The sequence below is a fragment of the Paenibacillus sp. GCM10027629 genome, assembly GCF_042676425.1.
GTDB classification, from domain to species: Bacteria; Bacillota; Bacilli; order Paenibacillales; family Paenibacillaceae; genus Paenibacillus_K; species Paenibacillus_K terrigena.
In genome coordinates this window covers 239,369-258,112 of sequence record NZ_JBHTGZ010000005.1, presented here as the reverse complement: position 1 = coordinate 258,112, position 18,744 = coordinate 239,369, and the positions used below count along the sequence as shown (strand labels likewise).

The window sequence follows — 18,744 nt, the reverse complement described above, 5'->3', positions numbered from 1 at the left end:
ATATCTTAGCAATAGCATAATAGAGGCTGCCCCGATGGGCAACCTCTAATTTGTTCGGATGTATTCGGATTCGATTAATCGTACAGCAGCGGTTTGATCTCATCGGAATCGATATTGTTCTTGTCATACCAGTGGAAGCCGGTATCGATGTTTTTGTCTACCGCTTCACCTTTTATCGCCATGACAGCGGCTTTAACGGACCAGTAACCAATACCGATTGGATCTTGTGTGATGGCCCCTGCCATGGTTCCGCTGCGTACAGCATCCGTCTGCTGCTTCCCGGAGTCATAACCGATAATCGTAATCTGGCCATTTTTCTTCAGCTCGTTCACGGCATTGACAACCCCAATCGCAGAGCCTTCATTGGCACCGAAGAAGCCTTTAAGGTTCGGATGCGCCTGCATAATCGCCTTCGCAAGGTCGGTCGACTTCAACTGGTCACCACCGCCGTATTGGATATCGACGATTTTAATATCGGGATATTTTGATTCGATCTGATTCTTGAAGCCATCGCGACGATCGATGCCCGTTCGGCTCGTCTGGTCATGGACGATCAACGCGACTTCGCCGGAGCTTCCGATGAATTCAGCCATCTTATCTGCTGCGAGCGCAGCCGCTTTGACGTTGTCCGTCGCAGCTGTAGCGACCGGGATATCGCTATCCACCCCGGAGTCAAAGCCGATGACCGGGATATTGTTCGATTTCGCTTTCTCCAGCAGCGGTAACGCCGCTTTGCTATCCAGCGCCGCGAACGCGATGGCACTTGGTTTCTTATCTAATGCCGTCTGCAGCATTTCAATTTGTTTGTCGACCTGCGATTCGGTCTCCGGGCCTTCGAAGGTAATTTTCACGTCGAATTCCTTCGCCGCTTTCTCCGCACCGCTCTTCACCGCTTGCCAGAATTGATGTTGGAACCCTTTCGAGATGACTGGAATGTATGTCTTACCGTCCCCTTTGTCTCCACTTGAACAAGCGCCTAGTACAGTTGTCAAAGACAACATCATCGCCAGCAGGATGAACCATTGTTTCCGTTTCATGTTCGTTTCCCCCTCAATTATTATCATGTTCCTATATCACCCTGCACCGCAGAGAAGATACCTTACTCACCGCTTACGTCGGCGAAGAATATCCGCATATACCGCAAGAATAATGACAAACCCAACGATCACCGTCTGCCACTCCGGTGCAACCGAGAGAATGCGCAGCCCATTCGTCAATACACTCATGATCAACGCACCGATGACGGTACCCAGAATTGAACCGGCGCCGCCGCTCAGGGAAGTGCCGCCAATCACGACTGCTGCAATCGCATCGAGCTCATAGCCACTTCCGAGTGCAGGCTGAGCGGAATTGAGGCGTGATGCCATCAAGATACCTGCAATGCCACTGAATACCCCTGTCATCGTATAAATCACGATTTTCCAACGAACGGTATTCACGCCGGATAAGCGTGTTGCCTCTTCATTACTGCCGAGCGCAAAGGTATAACGGCCGATTAAGGTTTTCGTGAGAATAATGCTCGCGATCACGCCCAGCCCTAGGAAGATCAGAATCGCATTCGGAATGCCTGGAATCAGCTTCCCCATCGAAATCGAGGCGAAATTCGGATAATCATTGAAGTAGATCGGCTTGGTTCCCGAAATGACAAGGGATAATCCCTTCGTAATCATCATCATGGCAAGTGTCGCGATAAACGGCGGAATCTTCATCTTCGCAACCATGAGGCCACTCGTTAATCCGCACAACGCTCCCGCTAGAATCCCCCCAATAACACCGAGCGGCAGTGATACATGCCAGAAATTAATGATCACGCCTGCCATGACCGACGAGAACGTCATGACCGTACCAACCGAGAGATCAATCCCTCCGGTGATAATAACGAAGGTGGAACCGAGCGCGAGCACGCCAATGACGGCCGTCGATAGCATGATCCCTACCAGATTATCGAAGACGAAGAAATTGCTAGACGATAAAGAGAAGACGACAATCAATACAATCAAGCTGGCGAAGGCTAGAATCTTCTGCTTTGCACCAGACCCTGCAGCAGCCTTCTTCTGGCGCGTCTGAACTGGCTGTTTCTCTACAATGGTAGTACCCTTCATAACATGAACCCCTTCCCGTTATCCTTCTCTATCCACTGATTCGCATCGTAGCCAGCCGCATAATCTCTTCCTGCGTCGCCTCTTCTCTACTCAGCTCGCCGGTAATCCGCCCCTCGCACATGACGATTACGCGATGGCTCATCCGCAGAATCTCCGGCAGCTCCGAAGAGATCATAATGATCGACTTCCCTTCGCTTGCCAACTGTTCTAATAGCTTGTAGATTTCCGCCTTAGCACCGACATCAATCCCGCGCGTCGGTTCATCGAAGATAAGCACCTGACAATCCCGTGTCAGCCATTTCCCAATAACGACCTTCTGCTGATTGCCGCCAGAGAGAAACTTCACAGTCTGATGTACACCCGGCGTCTTAATGGACAAGGCCTCGGTATAGTACTCTGCGTTTCGGTGCATCACCTTCGTTCGCATCCATCCAAGCCGTCTGAATCTGGCATAGTTCGAGATCGCGATATTCTCTCGTACATCCATATCAACGAGCAGCCCATATCGCTTGCGGTCTTCGGACAAATAACCGATCCCATGTCTAACTGCATCATGCGGATTTCGTATGCGCACCTGTTGACCTTGCATGCGAATCTTCCCTTCATCCACGGGATCCGCTCCGAATATCGCACGTGCGACCTCGGTTCGACCTGCGCCCATAAGTCCAGCGAACCCGACAATTTCTCCTTTTCTCACATGGAAATGAATATCCTTAAGCTCCTTACCACGAGAAATCCCCTCCACTTCGAGCACCATCTCGGCATCCGAAGCAGTCGCTTCAATCTGTGCCTTGTTAAAGAGCTCGCGACCTACCATCATGCTAATGATCTGATCGATCGTTACTGATTCCGTGAGGACGGTATCCACATAACAGCCATCTCGCATGACCGTAATCCGGTCTGTAATCTGCTTAAGCTCTTCCATTCGGTGCGATATATATACAATGCCAACGCCTTTCTGGCGCAATTGCTCAATCATACGGAACAGCTCCTGAATTTCCGAGTCCGTTAATGCTGCTGTCGGCTCATCCATGATCAGAACTTCTGCTTGAAAAGACAACGCCTTCGCAATCTCCACCATTTGCTGCTTCGCAACCGATAATTCCGATACTTTGGTCCGCGGATCTATCTTCACATTCATCTGATCAAGCAGCACCTGTACGCGTCGGTTCAACTCTTGATCATCTACGAACAACCCGAGATAACGCGGTTCACGACCGATATACATGTTCTGTGCCACCGTCAGATGCGGCATGAGATTCAGCTCTTGATGGATAATGCTAATCCCTAATTGCTGCGCGGTCCGCGTATCCGGAATGTCCACTTCCTGTCCTTTGAAAAGAATGCGTCCCGCATCCTTCTTATAAACACCTGTCGCGATTTTCATCATCGTCGACTTGCCAGCTCCATTCTCCCCTACAAGCGCATGCACCTCACCAGCCAATAGCTCAAACTGACATCGGTCTAAGGCGTGTACACCTGGAAAATGCTTGTCGATTCCTTCCATGCGCAGCAGCGCTTCGCTCATCGTTATATCCCCCCGCTATCTTGTAAACTTATTGTAGGACCAAAGTCACTGACATGAAATGGAATAATCTCTGCAAAAAAGTTTATTATTTTATGATTTCATGCTCATAAACAAAAAAAAAGAAACGCTTCTATCGTCCAAGAAAGAACGAAAAAACGCTTCTGATTAAAATAAACTTCGAATCCATGAAAAGACTACAGCATACAATCCAATCAGCCCGCATCCACCTAATATCCCGGTAATCAGTCGTCGCCAATTGGTCGACTCGATCACACCGAGTCGTTGAAGCAGCCAATCGATGAACATCAGACCAAGTCCGATGAGGCTTACGCCCAGCGTGATACGTACAGACATGAGCATGAGGAAGATCATTCCCACTTGACCGACGAAAACGCCGGTACAACGGGCACAGAGTGGAAACTGATATCCTCGCCAAGCAAAGCTCCGGTCCGCTCGCTGATGACATCCGGATTGACATCCAATCCGCATCAATCGCATCCAAATTACATCCATTCGCGACAGGGAGGACGACTTCATTTATTTAAACCGGAACCCGCATGATGCACAGATCCGGAATACCGTCGACTTACTCTTCCCCATCCCGCACAGCCCGCACAAAAAGCCAATCGGTCCGAAAATCAAATAACCGAGACACCCTTTTCCTGCACCAAATCCTTTGGTCTCCGACTCCGAGACGACCTGTACTTGATGACTGCCACACCTTGGACAACTCATCCTCATTCCCCCTTCTTGTCTTGTTCTTTCCAAAGTATATGTAGCTTCCCCGGTTCAAGATACGTCTGATCCAGGAAATCCATGGATAAAAATCATAGTTACAACATATCATAACCCCAGTCAAAGGGCGATTGCTGTGAGCGATGTCTTTGAAAAAAATGTTTATAAATGTTAAAATTTTCACATATTTAAATCGATAAGAACAAGGAGTGACAGCCATGCAAATGCAACGCGGAAAATTCGAAGGATTACAGCAATTATCCAATGAACAAGGTGTTATTGCCGCCTTAGCTATTGACCAACGGGGATCGATGAAGAAGATGATTCAGAAGGTGAAAGGTGACGATTACCGGATCGAACAAGTCCATGCCTTCAAAGCAGCTGTCTCTCGCGAGCTAACTCCTTATGTCAGTGCGATTCTACTCGATCTGGAGACGGGTTCCGAAGGAATCAAGACCAAAGCTGCAGATGCTGGACTCCTCTTGTCTTACGAGAAAACAGGCTACGACGCTACTGAACCGGGTCGATTGCCTGACCTCATCGCAGATCTGTCTGCGCTACGAATTCAAGAACACGGCGGGCATGCCGTCAAAATATTAGTCTACTACGATCCGAATGAACCTGCTGAGATTAACGAACAAAAGCATGCCTTTCTAGAACGTATAGGCGCGGAGTGCAAAGCCGTCGATATCCCGCTGTTCGTAGAGCCGATCGTCTATGATGCGGACATTGCCGATGACAAGAGCTTGGAATTCGCGAGATTGAAGCCGGCCAAAGTTAAAGAGACGATCAAAGAATTCACGAAGCCTCGTTATGCCATCGATGTGCTGAAGCTCGAAGTTCCGGTCAATTTCAACTATGTCGAAGGATTTGCGAAAGGTGAGATTGCTTATACGCAAGCTGAAGCAGCCGCCCATTTCAAGGAAGCTTCCGATCTGGCGACGGTTCCTTTCATTTACCTGAGTGCAGGCGTTACTTCCGAGCTCTTCCGGGAGACGGTTGCATTCGCGGCCACAGCAGGCGCGAACTTCTGCGGCGTCTTATGCGGCCGAGCCACTTGGTTCGACGGTGTCGCTGCGTATGGTGAAGGCGGCGATGCAGGGCTTGCCACTTGGCTGCAAACGAAAGGGAAAGAGAATATCGATCTGCTTAATGCTGAGCTCGAGCGTGGCGCTAAACCATGGTGGTCCGTGTATGGATCATCGCTAGATGATATCGAAGTGATTGGTTAACCATTCTTTTCTAATAAATTGAAGAAAAAAGAGGCGGCCCTTGATTAGGACCGCCTCTTCTATTTATTTCAGTTCCATCTCCAGCGAATGGAGGCACGGAAGCAATTCGGGCTGCTCGAACGTACGCAGATACGCGATCAGCCCTTTCATAATGAGCCGCTGTGGTTCCGGCTTGGCCCACTCTTCATCCAGCACATCGCAGCAAGCCAAGAGTTCGGCCTGTACTGGCGACGTACCTGGCATGTCACTTACAAGCTGTCGTAACTGATTCAACGCTTGATCCACGGGCGAGATCAGCTGTCCTCGCCATTCCTGGGCCATTTTGATAAAATTCCGCATGTTCCCCATCGACAGAATCGGCTTCCCGCTCTGCGCCATCATCCCTTGCACCACATCATCTAACCGCTCCATAAAGAACGCGATCAGACGTTCAGGCTCGAATTTCTTACGATACAGCAGCATGTAACTCGTATAATCAGCCACGATCGCTTGAATGATCGTTGACGCATCAATCGCATACGGTTTGGCCTCGTCGCCGTAGATCTCCACAATGCTTTCATAGAACCAATACAGTGTCATGGACTTCGACTTGAACATGAATCGATGCATCTCTTCATTGATCTGGATCGCCTGCTCGTTCATCATCATCACGATGAATTCCTGATGCTGCATGATCTGCTCGAGCTGGAGCAGCAATTGTCTCGATAATCGATCCCGCGGCGAGAGGCTCTGATCCTTCGCCACGGACAACATTTCGCGTGTCATGAGATCATAATAATGTTCAAAGGCCGAGATCAGCACATCTTCCTTGGACTTGAAGTAGAAGTACAGCGAGCCTTTAGCGATGCCGAGCACGTCCGCAATCTCTTGAATCGATGTCGCATGAAACCCTTTCTGCGCAAAGCATTTCATCGCGGCTTCTAATATCAGTACTCGTTTTGAATTCAATTTGAACACGTCTCCTTAGATCATTTCCTCGCGTTCTTTTTTGCGGAACCGCATTAAGAATTCATACACGACTGGTACGATCACAAGGGTGAGCAGCGTCGAACTTGTCAGACCGCCGATGACCGTTACCCCAAGACCTTTCGAGATAATCCCTGCACCCTCAAATCCGAGCGCTAACGGAATTAATGCACCAATCGTCGCAAGTGCTGTCATAAGGATCGGGCGAAGACGAGTCACTGCTGCTTCGAGAAGTGCTTCACGCGTCGTAAGTCCTTCCCGCTCTTTATGAATAACGCGGTCGAGCAATACGATCGCATTCGTCACGACAATACCAATGAGCATCAATGCGCCCATCATCGCGGATACACTGATGGTCTCGCCTGCAAGCCAGAGCGCTACAAGTGCGCCAATGATCGCGAACGGCAAGGAGAATAGGATCGCCAGTGGAGCGAGTGCGCCACCAAATGTCACGACAAGGACGAAGTAGACAATCGCAATCGCTGCAGCCATCGCAAGACCGAGTTGAGTAAAGGTCTCTGTAATTTGCTCCGTTACACCGCCGAATTCAACCTTAACTGTCGAAGGCAGGTTCAGTGCGTCAATACTCGTCTTCAGATTCGTAGATGCTTTGGACACATCCGCCGTTGTCATATCCGCTGTGACACTGACGAACATCCGGTTATCTTTGCGTGTAATTGTGTTCGGCGATTCGCCTTCCTTCACTTCTACAACATCTTTGATCGGTACTTCCATACCAAGTGGGGAAGTGATTTTCGTATTTTTGATATCATCAATATTCGCATATTTCTTCTCGTCTACTTGTACGTAGACTTTATATTCCTTACCTTCATTCTCAATCGTCGTTAGCACAGGACGTTCCCGAACAGGACTTAGCTTCATCGCAACTTGCCCTGCCGTCAATCCCAGCTTGCTGAGCTTCTCTTGATCCGCAACAAGCGTGTACTGCGCATACGTCTGCTTCATGCTGGACTCGACTTTTTCGAACGTCTTATCCTTTTTCATAACCTCTTCAATCTTCTCAACAGCTGGCTTAATGTCGGTTAGGGAATCCCCGTATACCGTCAAGGTCATCTTGCTGCCGCCAAAGCTGCCAGCACCCATGTCCATCTGCTTCCACTGCCCCTCGGACGGAGCCGCTTGCTTAATGCCTTCGACGAGTGCTTTCTGCTCCTCTGCGAAGTTCTTCGTCTTTGGATCGTATATCACATAGAACAACGCGGAATTGGAAGACCCGCCACCCATACTCATCATCGGGTTGCCGCTAGAGCCAATCGAATATTGTATCTTCTCGACGCCTTCACGCTTCATAATAAATTTCTCAGCTTCAAGCGCATGCTTCTCGACATCTGCACGGAGTTCTCCCGGTGCTGGGGAGTACGTGACCATGACCATCTTCTCTTCTTGTTCAGGCAAGAAGCTCACACCGACCGCTTTGGTTAAGAACAAGCTGCCTACAAGCAATAGAATCGCTGCGCCGAATGTAATGAGCTTGTGGTTTAGACACCACGTCAACACACGTTTGTAGAAATTCCCCAAAACGCCAGGCTTATCATGATTTTTCGCATTCTTGATGCCATTCTTGAACATCTGATGTCCCAGCATCGGTACGATCGTAATCGCTACGAGCAGGGAAGCAAGCAATGCGAACACCATCGTGAGCGCGAATGGCATGAATAACTCACCAACCATGCCACTAACAAGCGCTAATGGCAGGAATACGGCAATCGTTACAATGGTCGAAGACATGATCGGCATGAACATTTCTTTCGTCGCTTCCAAGATCAATGCTTTACCCTTGAGCTTCTCGGAGCTTAACGTCATTCTTCGGTATATATTCTCAATAACAACAATCGAGTCATCCACGACCCGTCCGATGGCTACTGTCATGGCGCCTAGCGACATCATATTCAGCGTAATGTCCATTTCACGCAGTACGAGTATCCCAATAAGCAAGGACAATGGAATCGAAATGATGGAGATGATTGTTGTCCGGAAGTTGCGTAAGAACAACAAAATAATAATGACCGCGAATAATGCACCGAATGCAGCCTTACTCAACATCGTGGATACAGATTGCTCAATCGGTTTCCCTTGATCGAGCATAACAACGAGTTTCATCCCTTTATAATCTTGCTCGAACTTTTCCGACTGCTTCTTCACGGCATTCACGACTTCAACCGTGTTCGCATCCGCGGCTTTTACAATTTGAATACTGATCGATTCCTTGCCGTTCGTGCGAGAGATCGATTCAGCTTTGCTCACCAATTGAATATCTGCAATATCCTTCAAGTCGACAGTCGGTAAGCCCGCAGGTATCCCTGCCGCTGCTCCAGCACCTGCCTGCGCCCCGCCTGCAGGCATTTGTCCTGCAGCTGCTGAATTCCCCGCTGCGCCACCTGCCGGCATTCCTGCTTTACCTGCGCCCATCGGTGCACCTTGCGCGCCGCTTGGTGTTCCTGCTGCGCTTGGGATGAGCGGAATACGAATCGCCTTCAAATCATCCAAGCTTTGCACATTCCCGTCGACAACGATTGTCTTTTGGGATTTGCCCATCTCGAAGAGACCAAGCGGCACGTTGAGCGCCGATCCTTGCACAATCCCTTTTACAGTATCTTCAGAAAGTCCGAGCTCCTTCATTTTGGCCTGATTAAACGTCAACTGTACTTCCTTCAACTGCTGTCCAGCAATCGAAACATCGGAGACCCCATTCAGGCCTTCGAAGCCTGGCTTCACTTCGTTCTCGATGACCTTCGTCAGCTCTTCCATCGACAAAGATTCGTCCGATACACTGAGCGTAATGACTGGGAAAGTGTTCATGCTTATTCGCGAAATCGATGTATCTTGCGCCCCGTCGGGCAACGGTACCGTCGATGCTGCCTCGCGAATATCCGAGGCGACCTTCTCCATATCCAGTCCATAATCATATTCCACCGTGATGGCAGACACGTTCTCCATCGAAGTCGATGTCACGGTTTTCACACCGGATAAATTTTTGAACCTTTGTTCAAGCGGTTTCGATATTTTATCGACGACCTCTTCCGGCGCTGCGCCTGGATACACCGTCATGACCTGTAGTACCGGCAGATCCAGATTCGGAAGCGTCTCTTGCTTCATCGTCATTCCCGCATACAATCCTGCCACCGTGACAATAATGGTCAGGATCCAAATCGCGAATTTGTTATTCAACGAAAAACGGATAATACTCTTCACGTTTCTTCCTCCCCTAAATATTCTCTTTTCCAACCATTTGACCGGTTGTTCAATCTAATATTTAGTATATCTAATCGATTTCCATTAATCAAATTTACGCGAGTTGAATGACCGTTCAATACTTAGCATGCCTATATTACAAAGATGTAAGAATCATGAAAGTTAAATCTATGGTTCCTCATTTGAATCCATCGTAAGCTTAATACATCACAACGAGACAACAGTTTGGCACCATATCCACACGAAACATGGCGCTGACTTATCCCATTTTGAAAGGAAGATCACTATGCACACACTTATTATTCTCGCAGGTATAGCATTGTTTCTTATTCCCGCATTTCTATTCGTTATTCATATCGCACTCATGATTTGGGCTTTCCGAGATGCTTCCGAACGTTATCAAGATAACACGGTCGCTTGGATCATTACAGCCGTCCTATTCTGGTTCCCTATTATCGGCATCATCGTCTATATGTTCGTGCGCAAAGAGCGTCCACAACCGCCACAGCATCGCTTCAATAATCAAGAGCAATACATTTAATTTCAGAAGGGAGATTCATACTATGAAAACATCGACCAAATTCATTTCCATTCTTGCCGTGATCTTCATCGTGATGCTCGGAGGCGCAGCTGCCGTATCGAAATATGCGCCCGAGCACAATCCCTTCCTGAAAGGTAATGATTACTTCACGATCGTCGGTGATTCCTATAAGGAAAAGACCTATAAAGATTCGAACGGCAGCGAACATACTCGATATCTCTATAACCTGCCTGGCGTCGATAAAGAAGGAAAAAAGCAGGATCTTGAATTTACAGCAAACAAAGTACTACGTAAGAATGCTTATCTCGCCGTTACGATCAAAGCTGATGTCGTGACCCATTGGGAAGAGGTTCAAGCGAGCGATATCCCGTCGGCAGCAAAACCTGTACTCGCGGTAAAATAAGATAGCAAAGAAACCCGGCAGCATGCTGCCGGGTTTTTGTTATTCCACATCGATCCTATTGGGCTGAATTCTATATCCTCTGACTTCGCAGAAAATAATCCATACGCTGCAAAGCCTCACCCAATTGACTGGAGGAGGCCGCGTAGCAGCAGCGCAGATGTCCTTCTCCCCCCGGTCCGAATACATCTCCAGGAATAGCCGCAACCTTAGCTTCCTCAAGCAGTTTCTTCGCAAACTGTTGAGAGCTCATTCCCGTATGAGCGATGGACGGAAAAGCATATAAAGCTCCTTCCGGTTCCTTACAGGGCAGGCCGATATCTTTTAACCCTTGAACGAATTTGCGTCTGCGTTGATCGTAGGACTGAATCATCCTGTCTTTCTCTTCCATACAGCCACGCAAGCATTCCAGAGCAGCAATCTGCCCAAGAACTGGCGCGCATATCGCTGTATATTGGTGAATCTTCGTCATTGCACCGATCAAATCAGAGTGACCGCAGGCGTAGCCGATCCGCCACCCCGTCATTGCAAAAGCTTTGGAAAATCCGCTGATCACAATCGTACGATCCTTCATTCCTGGAAGAGAAGCGAGACTGACATGCTTCTGTTCATAGGTGAGCTCGGCATAAATCTCATCGGATAATACGATTAGATTATGCTCTTCAATAAGCTTGGTAATCGGCAGCCAATCGTCATACGTCATAATAGCTCCGGTCGGGTTGTTCGGAAAATTCACCACAAGCACCTTGGAACGCGGCGTTATCGCTTGACGCAAAGCTTCTGCCGTCAGCTTGAAGCCTTTGGAGGCAGATAACGGGATCTCGACCACCTTTCCGCCATTCAGAAGGGCAATAGGTGTATAGACAACATAATTAGGAACAGGAACGAGAACCTCGTCGCCGGAAGTGATCAATGCGCGAAGCGCTAGATCAATCGCCTCGCTGCCGCCAACAGTGATCAGTACTTCCTTAGAAGGCTCATAGGCCAACCGCCAGCCTTCGTACAAATAGTCGGCTATAGCCTCCCGAAGTGCCATTAGCCCCTCGTTCGGCGTATAGGTCATGTTCTCCGCCTCCAGCATGCGCATGCATGCCTCTCTGGCGTGCTTGGGTGTCCGGAAGTCCGGCTCTCCTACGCCAAGTGAGATCACACGTGGATTTGCATTGACTGCGTTGAAAAACTGTCGAATCCCAGACGGCGGCATCGTACGCGCCAATGGGGACAAGAATGCACTCGTTCCGTTCATATCGTCCTACTCCTTTCTATCTCTTTGTTCCAAGGAATATTTCATAATTAACTCTAATAGCTCAGGGAATGAAATATTGGCTGCAGCCGCACTTTTGGGCAGCAAGCTATTCTTCGTCAGGCCAGGTAACGTATTCACTTCAAGAATATAAGGGATGCCGTCTTTCACAATCATGTCGATGCGAGCGTACACGCTGCACCTTAGTGCCCGATAACAAGACAGCGCTGCAGCCTCAACTCGCTCATGAACCTCTTGCGGCAGTTGAATGACTCGTTCGTCAGCCCCGCCGTCCTCGTACTTGGATGTATAGTCAAAAAAAGTTCCTGCATTGGCTCGAATAGAGATGACTGGAAGCAGCTCACCGTTCAATATGGAACAAGTAATTTCCTCTCCTGCAAGGAACTGCTCGATCATTACAGAATCATCCCATTCCAGAGCGGCCTGCACAGCTGCCGATAGTGCTCCGGGATGCTCGACAATCTGAATGCCAATGCTGGAGCCTCCCGAATTCGGCTTCACTACCACCGGATACCCTAGACGATCAACATCTACTGCTTCCAGCTCCTCCATATGGCTTACTTGGACCGACTCCCCGGTGTGAAGTCCCTCACAGCGCATTAATTTCTTGGACATTTCCTTATCCATGCATACGCTGCTAGCTAGGACACCGCTTCCCGTATAAGGAATACCGAGCGATTCCAACGTTGCCTGGACCGTTCCGTCCTCCCCATATTTCCCATGAAGGGCGAGCAACGCTAGATCCAGCCCTGCTGTTTTGTCAATGAGATCCCGCTTGCCGTTGATCTCAATTGGATATACCTCATGCTTATCTTTGTCCAGGTTAGCCATCATTTCTTGCCCTGTAAGGAGTGAAATCTCCCGTTCCGATGATAACCCCCCCATAATTACGCCGATCTTCACACGCCTTCATCCTCTCGCTTGTCTAATTGCTCCAGCTGTCTCACCTATGATTCGAATACCTTTTACAATGTCTTCATCCGTTACCCTGGAGAAACCTAGACGCATCGTATGACTGCCTTGACTCCTGCCATTGACGTAGAATATATCACCTGGCGTGAACACCACACCCTTTTCCGTGCATGCTTCTAACAGTTCCCTAGCCTGGAAGGACGGTTCGAACTCGATGAACAAATGCAGGCCTCCATCTCCAGATAATCGAGCAAATGGAATATACGTATTACAGCAGTGCAAGGCGAGCTCGTATTTTCTTTTGTATTCCGCCCGCGCACGCTTCAAATACTTTTCGAAGTTGCCATTATGAAGATACTGGTATAGCAAAGACTGGTCTAGCGTAGAGGTATGAATGCTGCGCGCCCGCTTCACACTCTCCAAGTAGCTGACCAATACTTTGTCTGCCAGCACCCAACCAACCCTCAGGCCGGGAAATAGTATTTTGGAGAAGCTGCCTATATAAATGACGTTATTGCTCTTGCCGACGCTTGCGATCAGCGGCGCCACATGGGAGCCTGAGTATCTGAGCTCCTCGTTGAAGCCATCCTCAATAATAGGAACTTGACTCCTGCCCAATAACTTAATGGCCTCCACTCGCTTTTCAGGAGACATGACAATCCCCGTCGGATTATGGTAGGAGGGAACCAGATAAGCCAGATCGAAGCGCTGTGCCGACAGCTCCCGCTCCAACTGCTCCAGATTCATTCCGTCTGGTTCCATCTGGATACCTGTGATGGCGAACTGATGGAGCCTCATATTTTTAAGCGCAGTATGATGGGTCGGATTCTCGCAGATGGCATGGCCGCTGGACTTCCCAAGGCCGGTCAGCACAAGGTCAAAGCCTTCGGTGAAACCATCGGTAATGAGAATATCTTTACCCGTCAGATCAACGCCTTTGTTCTCCATATACCGCAGCAGATAGTCAATGAGCGGCTTGTAGCCCTTGGCGTACCCGTAGTTGAGAAGTACTTCCCCCTCAATCGACATCCGATCAAGGAACGCCCGCTTCACATTATTCAGATCGAACAGCTTCTCATCCGGAGCGATGCTCGTGAATAGAATTGAACCTTTCTCTGCCCGTATGCCATGCTTCATCAGGTCCTCCTGCTCAGCCAATCGCGCATAATCATTGATGCGCTGGCTCCAATCCAGCAGATGTCCTGCTTCCTCGCCTACCGGAGTCTTAGCCTCTCCTGATGAAGAAGCCGCCACGTAATTGCCCTTGCCCTTCAGCGCGTAGATGAAGCCCTCCTCCTCCAGATCGGAGTATGCGGTCAAGACCGTGTTGCGGCTAACACTCATTAATACGCTCAATTCTCGTGTGGACGGGAGCTTCTGGTTCGCCTGCAACGCACCTTTTAGTATTAGACGCTTCATATAATCCTTGACCTGTATATACACAGGCCGATTATCCGCGAACTTGAAATCAGAATACATCCCCACACCTCCTATCCCTATCATGTCATAATTGCCGATACAGCAAAAGAACCACAGCAGGCGACTTTCGATGCGTGCGTGGCTCCCCTGTTTCATCTCCTTCACAATCGGGTACCTATAGATAACCAGCATTCTAACCCAAGCAATTGTAAATTAGGAGGATTAATCAATGAACTATATAATAAATATAAATAAAAAATGAGTCACGCAAAGAGAATTATACTCTTTGCATGACTCATCCTAACAATACAAGGTCTCACAAAATATAGGTTGAACTAAAAAAATCCCCATGTTAAAATGGAGAGCAACGTTTTATTTTTATGAAGTTATGTTCCGTTCACAGTCTTTTCTAAATTAATTATAGCATAGCGAATTAGGGACTGTCAACATGCGATTTCCACAATTATAGAACCAAAGGAGTGAATCGAATGGGTGCAGAGCAAGATTGGCAGCAGCAGGAACAAGACCGCGTCCAGCAGGTCGTCACTGAAATCGATCAACGAATCGCGAAGCTGCAGGAGCAGGTGCTGCATGCCAAGGACGAAATCGTCGATATTCGCAAAAATTTCTGGGATGATGTCACGGTCAATTTCGAGGATTCCGCGGAAGCGGCGGAGACGTTTGCGAGCATGAAGCAGCAAGCTGAGGTACTCTTCGAACGAGAATCGACGCACCGTCATGCACGCGAGCAGCTTAAGACACTGACGAAGCTGCAGCAATCGCCTTATTTTGGACGCATTGACTTTACCGAGGACGGTGATCCTCACACGGAGCAGATCTATCTCGGCATTGCTTCCCTGCTCGATTCCAGCGGTGAACAATATCTGATCTATGATTGGCGCGCTCCTGTCTCCAGTCTGTATTACGACTACCCTCCGGGTCTTGCGGAATATGAGACACCGAGCGGTACGATCCGCGGCGTTATGGATCTAAAGAGGCAATTCATTATTCGAAATGGCACGATCCGCAGTCTATTCGATACCGGTGTAACGATCGGTGACGAACTGCTGCAAGAGGTACTCGGTAAACATGCTGACAATCAGATGAAGACGATTGTCGCGACGATACAACAGGAGCAGAATCGGATTATCCGTAATGAGCGGAGCCGGCTTCTCGTCGTACAGGGTGCTGCCGGGAGCGGCAAGACCTCCGCTGCCCTGCAACGTGTCGCATATTTGTTATACCGGTATCGGAATACGCTGAGCAGTGAGCAGATCGTGCTATTCTCACCGAATCCGCTGTTCAACAGCTATGTCTCAACCGTCCTACCGGAGCTTGGCGAGAATAATATGCAGCAGACGACGTTCCAGCAATATCTGGAGAAACGTCTATCAGGGTCCTTCCAGATTGAAGATCCATTCGAGCAATTGGAATATACGCTAAATGCTACCGATGCCCCGCAGGATCAAGCGCGTCTCGCAAGCATTCGATATAAGACATCAGCTTCCTATATGACATTCATCGAGCAGTATGCCGATGGTTTGAAGCAAGCTGGCATGAAGTTCAAACCGATCCGATTCCGTGGGCGGGAACTCATCTCCGCCGAATCGATTGCAGATCAATTCTATGCACTCGACCATTCCATGCGCATACCGAATCGGATGAAGCTCGTCGCAGAGTCTCTGCTCCGTGAGTTAACGCAGCTGATGAAACGAGAGAAGAAGAAACGCTGGGTCGAAGAGGCCATCGAATTACTTGATAAAGACGCCTATGCCGAGGCCTTCGAACGCTTGCGTCAGAAGAAGCAGTACACGGCGGAATCCTTCGACGACTATGATCGGGAACGTGACGCGCTTGCGACTATGATCGTCCAAGATCGGTTTAAGAAGCTGCGCCGGCACGTGAAGCTGCTCCATTTCATTGACATTCCTGCTGTCTATCGTCAGATATTCCGTGACGAACAATGGGTTGGTCGTCTGAAAGCAAGCAATGATGATATCTCTTCAGCACAGTGGGATCTCATCTGTGGGCATACGTTAGCGGGGCTCGAAGAATCTAAGCTGTCATATGAAGATGCGACGCCGTATTTATATCTAAAGGAATTACTGCAAGGATTCCACGCGAATACGTCGATTCGCCATGTATTTATTGATGAAGCGCAGGACTATTCGCCGTTCCAGTTCGCCTTCTTGAAGCAGCTGTTCCCGTTCGCCAAGATTACAGCGCTTGGCGATCTCAATCAGACGATCTATACGCATGCCGCGGATGCAGGGGGCTTCGCCTCGCTGATGGCGTTGTTCGAGCCTGAGCATACCGAGACGCATGTGCTGAAACGCAGCTATCGTTCAACACGTCCGATTGCCGAGTTCACGCAGGGCATGATCCCGGGAGGCGAGCAGATTGAGCCGTTCAATCGTGATGGCCGCTTGCCGACACTGACCTATGCTACAGGCGTAGAAGATCTTGCAGATCACATCACCGTACGAATTGCTGCACTTCAAGCGGAAGGCTTGAATAGCATCGCCATCATCGGCAAGACCGTGGCGGAATGCCAAGAAGCTTACGATACGCTGCATGCGCATACGCCGCTTCGCCTGATTGACAAAGAGACGGCGGCCTTCGAAGGTGGGACTGTCGTCATCCCTTCATACCTTGCCAAAGGCATGGAATTCGACGCTGTTATTCTATACAACGCCTCGGCTGCACAATACGCGCATGAGCGTGAACGGAAGCTGTTCTACACAGCGTGTACACGAGCGATGCATGAGCTTCATCTCTATGCAATTGGGGATGTGAGTCCATTTGTTGCTGGGGTGGATGCATCGACGTATGTGGTGGAGCAGTCGAACATGTAAGTCCTTAACTAGCAGCCATTCTGGCAATCGTGTAGAATTCATGGTGGGGGCATCACTTTCGCCTACCCGTTGAAGTGGTGCATGGGGATTTGAACTTACCGAAAAGGTACTGAGCATCAGCGTCGATGGATATGGACCCTATCCCCTGCGCCAACTCGCACCATACACTTCTGCTGTGTGGTCTATGTTGTATTTCATACAGGATAGTAGCCGAAATTCATGCATATGGCTACCTATCATGTATTCTTGTATTATAGAGTCAGGAATGAGCCGTATTTCGAAGGAGATCACTCAAAGTTACTGCAGTAATCCACGATAGATGTACTGAGTGGTCGCATATGGCACGAATTAATGCAAAATTCCATGAAAGACACGCAGTACAAGTGCCCATCTCGAATTTAGGCTGGACTGCGCTTCATATACCCAGTAAAATATATACAGACGAAGAACGTCCATAGCCGGAAGGCAGATGGACGTTCTTTTTTTGTATGCATTTCCATGAAGGAGGCGAATAAATTGTGCTTATTTGAACAAGCGCACCAAGCATTTCTGTGCCAACACATTGAAAATCGCACAGGTGAACGGAAAGGGAGATTAATCCGCGGGCATCAATATGCCGAGAAGCTGGTGCTCCAGAATATATGGTGGCCGCTCTTCGGGAATTTCGATCATTTGCATCCAGAATACGAAGTCTATGATTGGAAGCGTAAGTCGCATTTTCTTGACTTTGCCTTTATCACCCCGTTTGGACGATTCGGTATTGAATGCGACGGCTACCAGAGTCATATCAAAGATATGGATCGCGAGAGATTTAGCTACGCTCTGAACCGTGACACATTTCTCACGGGATTAGGATGGCGGATGATCCACTTCTCATTCGACGATGTGCAGCAGCACCCGGAAATTTGCCGCACATTGCTGCAGCTTGCGATCGGACCCTATTCACTGCGCAACAACCCGATCGATAAGGTAACCAGAGTAGAGAAAGAAATTCTCCACCTCGCATGGCAGCTCGGTAGACCCATTCGACCTAAGGACGTGAGTCATGCTTGGGGATTTGATTATCGCACCTCACGCAAGCATCTTCAATCGCTCACCAATAAAGGATTGCTATCACCTTCCTCCAAAGGTCAAACCATGCGTTATTATGAAATACAAGAAAGTGCGCTAGAGCAACTCCTATAGTAGGAGGAGCTTGTCTTCTTCCTGCCATCCCTGCTATTCCCGCTATTCCCGCTATTCCTTGCTCTTTCTGCTCTTCTTGTTGAAACATCGAGCTTCAAGCCTACTGCGCTATCTAGCGCCATCCTATCCTGTATTTCATACAGGATAGGAACTTATTTTCATCTAAAATGCCGTCTATCATGGATTCTTGCTGTAACTTTTGAATAACACGCAAATAACGAACAGAATCGGCACCCTATCCTACAATAATCCAACATAGCAGTACAACAGGGACATTTCAGCCCAAAGTTAGTGCGAAACTCCATGATAGGCTCACTAGTGCACACATCTCGCACCGCGCGCAGCTTCCAGCGCGCGGTGTCGCGGTCGGTAGACAACTGAGCTAATCACCT

At 48.9% G+C, this 18,744-nt stretch carries 15 protein-coding genes; 5 read left to right on the top strand and 10 right to left on the bottom strand.

The window, feature by feature from the left end; genetic code table 11:
* Positions 1-74: 74 nt before the first annotated feature.
* The 5 genes from ACFQZR_RS07135 to ACFQZR_RS07115 form a co-directional block, all read right to left on the bottom strand.
* Positions 75-1,037, bottom strand: a complete 963-nt coding sequence (locus tag ACFQZR_RS07135; protein ID WP_379344316.1) for an ABC transporter substrate-binding protein — start codon at positions 1,035-1,037, stop codon at positions 75-77.
* A gap of 66 nt (positions 1,038-1,103) precedes the next feature.
* Positions 1,104-2,102, bottom strand: coding sequence for an ABC transporter permease (locus ACFQZR_RS07130; protein ID WP_379344314.1), 999 nt, complete (start codon positions 2,100-2,102; stop codon positions 1,104-1,106).
* Positions 2,103-2,130: 28 nt separating this feature from the next.
* Complete coding sequence (locus tag ACFQZR_RS07125) at positions 2,131-3,630, bottom strand: sugar ABC transporter ATP-binding protein (protein WP_379344312.1); 1,500 nt, start codon at positions 3,628-3,630, stop codon at positions 2,131-2,133.
* A gap of 165 nt (positions 3,631-3,795) precedes the next feature.
* Entirely contained in the window at positions 3,796-4,128 is a 333-nt protein-coding gene (locus ACFQZR_RS07120) for a DUF2085 domain-containing protein (RefSeq protein ID WP_379344310.1), read from the bottom strand.
* Between the two features lie 39 nt (positions 4,129-4,167).
* Complete coding sequence (locus ACFQZR_RS07115) at positions 4,168-4,365, bottom strand: hypothetical protein (protein ID WP_379344308.1); 198 nt, start codon at positions 4,363-4,365, stop codon at positions 4,168-4,170.
* 218 nt (positions 4,366-4,583) lie between these two features.
* On the opposite strand from ACFQZR_RS07115, the gene ACFQZR_RS07110 reads away from it, so the two are divergent.
* Positions 4,584-5,597, top strand: coding sequence for a tagatose 1,6-diphosphate aldolase (locus ACFQZR_RS07110; protein ID WP_379344306.1), 1,014 nt, complete (start codon positions 4,584-4,586; stop codon positions 5,595-5,597).
* Positions 5,598-5,660: 63 nt separating this feature from the next.
* Here the strand turns inward: ACFQZR_RS07110 and ACFQZR_RS07105 are convergent, their stop codons facing one another.
* Positions 5,661-6,545: a TetR/AcrR family transcriptional regulator gene (locus tag ACFQZR_RS07105; RefSeq protein WP_379344304.1), complete on the bottom strand. Its 885-nt coding sequence runs from the start codon at positions 6,543-6,545 to the stop codon at positions 5,661-5,663.
* Between the two features lie 15 nt (positions 6,546-6,560).
* Positions 6,561-9,776, bottom strand: a complete 3,216-nt coding sequence (locus ACFQZR_RS07100; protein WP_379344302.1) for an efflux RND transporter permease subunit — start codon at positions 9,774-9,776, stop codon at positions 6,561-6,563.
* Positions 9,777-10,062: 286 nt separating this feature from the next.
* Here ACFQZR_RS07100 and ACFQZR_RS07095 point away from each other — a divergent pair, with 286 nt between their 5' ends.
* Positions 10,063-10,317 (top strand): hypothetical protein, encoded by a 255-nt coding sequence (locus ACFQZR_RS07095; protein ID WP_018754589.1) that lies wholly within the window; start codon positions 10,063-10,065, stop codon positions 10,315-10,317.
* A 22-nt stretch (positions 10,318-10,339) separates the two neighbouring features.
* Positions 10,340-10,720 (top strand): YxeA family protein, encoded by a 381-nt coding sequence (locus ACFQZR_RS07090; protein WP_379344300.1) that lies wholly within the window; start codon positions 10,340-10,342, stop codon positions 10,718-10,720.
* Between the two features lie 70 nt (positions 10,721-10,790).
* Here ACFQZR_RS07090 and ACFQZR_RS07085 read toward each other — a convergent pair whose 3' ends face one another.
* Genes ACFQZR_RS07085 through pdxR form a run of 3 tightly spaced genes read right to left on the bottom strand, consistent with a single transcriptional unit; the run spans position 10,791 to position 14,372 of the window.
* Positions 10,791-11,963, bottom strand: coding sequence for a pyridoxal phosphate-dependent aminotransferase (locus ACFQZR_RS07085; RefSeq protein ID WP_379344298.1), 1,173 nt, complete (start codon positions 11,961-11,963; stop codon positions 10,791-10,793).
* Positions 11,964-11,969: 6 nt separating this feature from the next.
* Positions 11,970-12,884 (bottom strand): D-alanine--D-alanine ligase, encoded by a 915-nt coding sequence (locus tag ACFQZR_RS07080; protein ID WP_379344296.1) that lies wholly within the window; start codon positions 12,882-12,884, stop codon positions 11,970-11,972.
* Positions 12,885-12,890: 6 nt separating this feature from the next.
* On the bottom strand, positions 12,891-14,372 hold the full coding sequence (gene pdxR, locus ACFQZR_RS07075; protein ID WP_379344294.1) for a MocR-like pyridoxine biosynthesis transcription factor PdxR: 1,482 nt from the start codon (positions 14,370-14,372) through the stop codon (positions 12,891-12,893).
* Positions 14,373-14,800: 428 nt separating this feature from the next.
* Here pdxR and helD point away from each other — a divergent pair, with 428 nt between their 5' ends.
* Together helD and ACFQZR_RS07065 are read left to right on the top strand one after the other, a co-directional pair.
* Complete coding sequence (gene helD, locus ACFQZR_RS07070; protein ID WP_379344292.1) at positions 14,801-17,167, top strand: RNA polymerase recycling motor HelD; 2,367 nt, start codon at positions 14,801-14,803, stop codon at positions 17,165-17,167.
* A 516-nt stretch (positions 17,168-17,683) separates the two neighbouring features.
* Positions 17,684-18,352, top strand: a complete 669-nt coding sequence (locus ACFQZR_RS07065) for a hypothetical protein (RefSeq protein ID WP_379344290.1) — start codon at positions 17,684-17,686, stop codon at positions 18,350-18,352.
* Positions 18,353-18,744: the final 392 nt, after the last annotated feature.